The sequence below is a fragment of the Bradyrhizobium sp. LVM 105 genome (assembly GCF_003957705.1).
In the GTDB taxonomy this organism is placed as follows: Bacteria; Pseudomonadota; Alphaproteobacteria; order Rhizobiales; family Xanthobacteraceae; genus Bradyrhizobium; species Bradyrhizobium frederickii.
On sequence record NZ_QZMV01000071.1, the window covers coordinates 1 to 2,682 of the forward strand.

Annotated in this window: 2 protein-coding genes and 1 pseudogene; all 3 read right to left on the reverse strand. The window is 56.7% G+C overall.

The genetic code is table 11. The features are described 5' to 3' along the window. Nucleotides 1–358: IS3 family transposase (locus D6B98_RS39485; protein ID WP_164719171.1), on the reverse strand; the 358-nt coding region annotated here is incomplete at its 3' end. Continuing rightward, nucleotides 355–642: a transposase gene (locus D6B98_RS39490; RefSeq protein WP_126262243.1), complete on the reverse strand. Its 288-nt coding sequence runs from the start codon at nt 640–642 to the stop codon at nt 355–357. The genes D6B98_RS39490 and D6B98_RS39485, both read right to left, overlap by 4 nt. Before the next feature lie 313 nt (nt 643–955). Next, nucleotides 956–2,669, reverse strand: a pseudogene (locus D6B98_RS39495) (DUF3141 domain-containing protein). Between the last annotated feature and the right edge of the window lie 13 nt (nt 2,670–2,682).

A 2,682-nucleotide genomic window follows, 5' to 3' on the forward strand; every position in this document is an offset into this window, starting at 1 on the left:
CGCCAGGCCAGCACCGCACGGCTCGCCCAATCGATGATCGCCACCAGATATAGAAAGCCCTGGCCGATCGGCACATAAGCGCCGCGATGCCCATCTGGCGCATCAACCGCTGCACGCGCTTGCGATTGATGCGACACCCTTCGCCATTGAGCATCGCCATCATTCGCCGCGAGCCCAGGAACGGCCAGGCCGTGAACAGCTGGTCGATCCGCCGCATCAGCTCAACGTCGTTGTCATTGGCCGGCCGTGGCGGCCGATATATGCTCGATCGCGCAACGCTCAGCAGTTGGCATTGCCGGCGGATCGATAGACTCTCATGATCGCGCTGAAGCAATCCTCGGCGATCCGGCGCGCTCATCTTCCGGACCTCCTGGCTAAGAAATCTCGCTCGACCGTCAATTGTCCGATCTTGGCGTGGAGCTTCTCGACCTCCAGTTCGTGAGCCGCCTCGCCATCCCGACCAGCGCCCGCGTCGAACGCCCGAACCGCTTGATCCTGAAGCTGCTTCTTCCACGCATAAATCTGGTTCACATGCACCTGGTAGCGCTGTGCCAGATCCGTCACCGTTGATTGTTCTCGCAGCGCCTCCAAGGCGATCTTCGCCTTCAGCGCCGCATCGATTTTCCGTCTCGTCTTCTTCATGGTCCGCTCCGTTTATCAAAACGGAACGGCATCCGCACCACCTAAGCCGCTGGTCCAAAATCCGGGGTCCACTTCACGGCCTTCTAAGCTGTCGTCGTTGGCCCTGACCAGATTGGGTCCGCCATTATGACGGTATGATGATCCCATCTAGGGTTCTTCGATCCGAAAATACGTTTGCGTAATGTGCGCCGACGTAAGTTGGTAACCTTGTGTTCTGGCCTCCGAAATATCTGCCAGGCGTCGATCAGAGGGGAGTGTAAGGCGAGAACTGATATTAAAATGAGGATACTTTCCCTCGCCAGCCACCGGCGCGTTACTCGCGCCCCATTTCCGCCAACGGATCTTCCGTTACATCGCCGGCGACGGGAGGCTGGTCAAGGACTTGAGCGAACCGCCGTAAGAGGGCGGTCGTGCTTGGCGACATTTCCGCAACCGGGCCGGGTATATAGCATGAGACGAGATAGGCCCGGCGTCGTGCCTCAGAGTCATCCAGTAGCAATGGCAACGTCTCGATTGCTCGTTCCGGCTCCAAGATCGCGATGATGGTCTGCCGGCGAGTGATTGCATTCAGGCGGTCAGACGCGAGAGAGCGGAACGGTTCGTCCTGCGTTAGAACGCGTGACCAGCGGTCCAGACGATCGCGGCGAATACCACCGCGATCGTTGACAAGCAGCGTCATCATACGAACGACCGCTTCGATGAAGCCTCCGGTCGCGATCGCCTTGAGTGCAAAGCAAACGTCAGGGCGCGACCGCAATTCTTCGAGTGTCGTTTGCCTCGTATTCACCTCGTAGCGACTACCAAAGTAGTCCTGCAAAGGAGTATTCCACATGCTGTGGAACACCAGCTCATAGATCGTGTCGCGCAGGTCGCGCCAGAAGATGATCGTCCGTTCGATATGTTGCACATACAGCGCTTCCGCAACCAAGAATGGATTATCCGCTCTGGCCTTTGCTCGAGACCTAAGAACCTGCTCAGCTCGGGACTTGAGGCCGACGAGCATCGGGTTTTGCGAAGAGAGTAGCGCTCGCGACAAACGCTGCGGATGAACAGCTCGACCGGCTTCGGCCGTCAGTTTCGTGACTGCAGCTCTGACGAATGGGCGGGCAACAGGTGATAGACCTGTGCCTGAAGTTGCGATGCGCGGTCCACCGCGCCGAAAGGACGCTCGTCGCGATAATTGTCGTTAAATGCCAGGATGTCCTTGAAGCTGCGTTGGACTAGCTCAACGCTGTAGTCTTTTCGTCCATCATGTTCCTGAATATCCGTGACGCACATTTCGTAGAGCCCGGGCATCAACGCTTCGATCGCCTCAAGAGTGGTTGCGACTTGCCTAAACTCCCGATTGACAACTTTAGACGAGACGAAGATGCCGAGGTGCCCGACGTCATTATGCACCATATAGATAATGTGTTGGCCGCAGGCGCGGATTTCCTCTTCGTTCTCGTAAGCATCTGTAATCCAATTCAGAGCCTGCTGGGGTGGCGTAACGTTGTCGCCATGGCTGGCAAACACGATGATCGGTGCCCTGATCTGCTTGAGATCCACGTGCTGACGTTCTGATGCTAGATAGGCTTTGTTTTTGGCAAGTCGGTTGCCGATGAACAGGTTTTCCAGCAGATCTCGTTCTCGTGCAGCAGACAGAAGCTGGCCCACCACGTCTCTGTTGCAAGGAAGCTTTCGCGCGCTGTATCCACGTCGCGAAAAAGGTTGGCGTACTTTAGGAATAGCCGCTCGGGATTGAGCAATTCGAAATTGTGTATGAGATTGGCGCCGTCGAACATTCCCTTGCCGAGGTCGCACAGAAACATTGGAATCCAGACTCCGCCGAATATGCCGGCAATGTAGCGGAAGGTGTTGTCGCCGATGTTCCCCGACACAGCTGACACCGGTGATCCATTGATGGTAATAGGGCCTGTCAAGTCAGGGTTTGTCGCGGCCATGACGAGGGTCGCCCAGCCAGTGTTCGCCGTCAGCACTCTTGAGACAGATTGAAGGGTTTTCCGGAAGGAGGATTTCTGGTTCATCGTAGCCACCAGG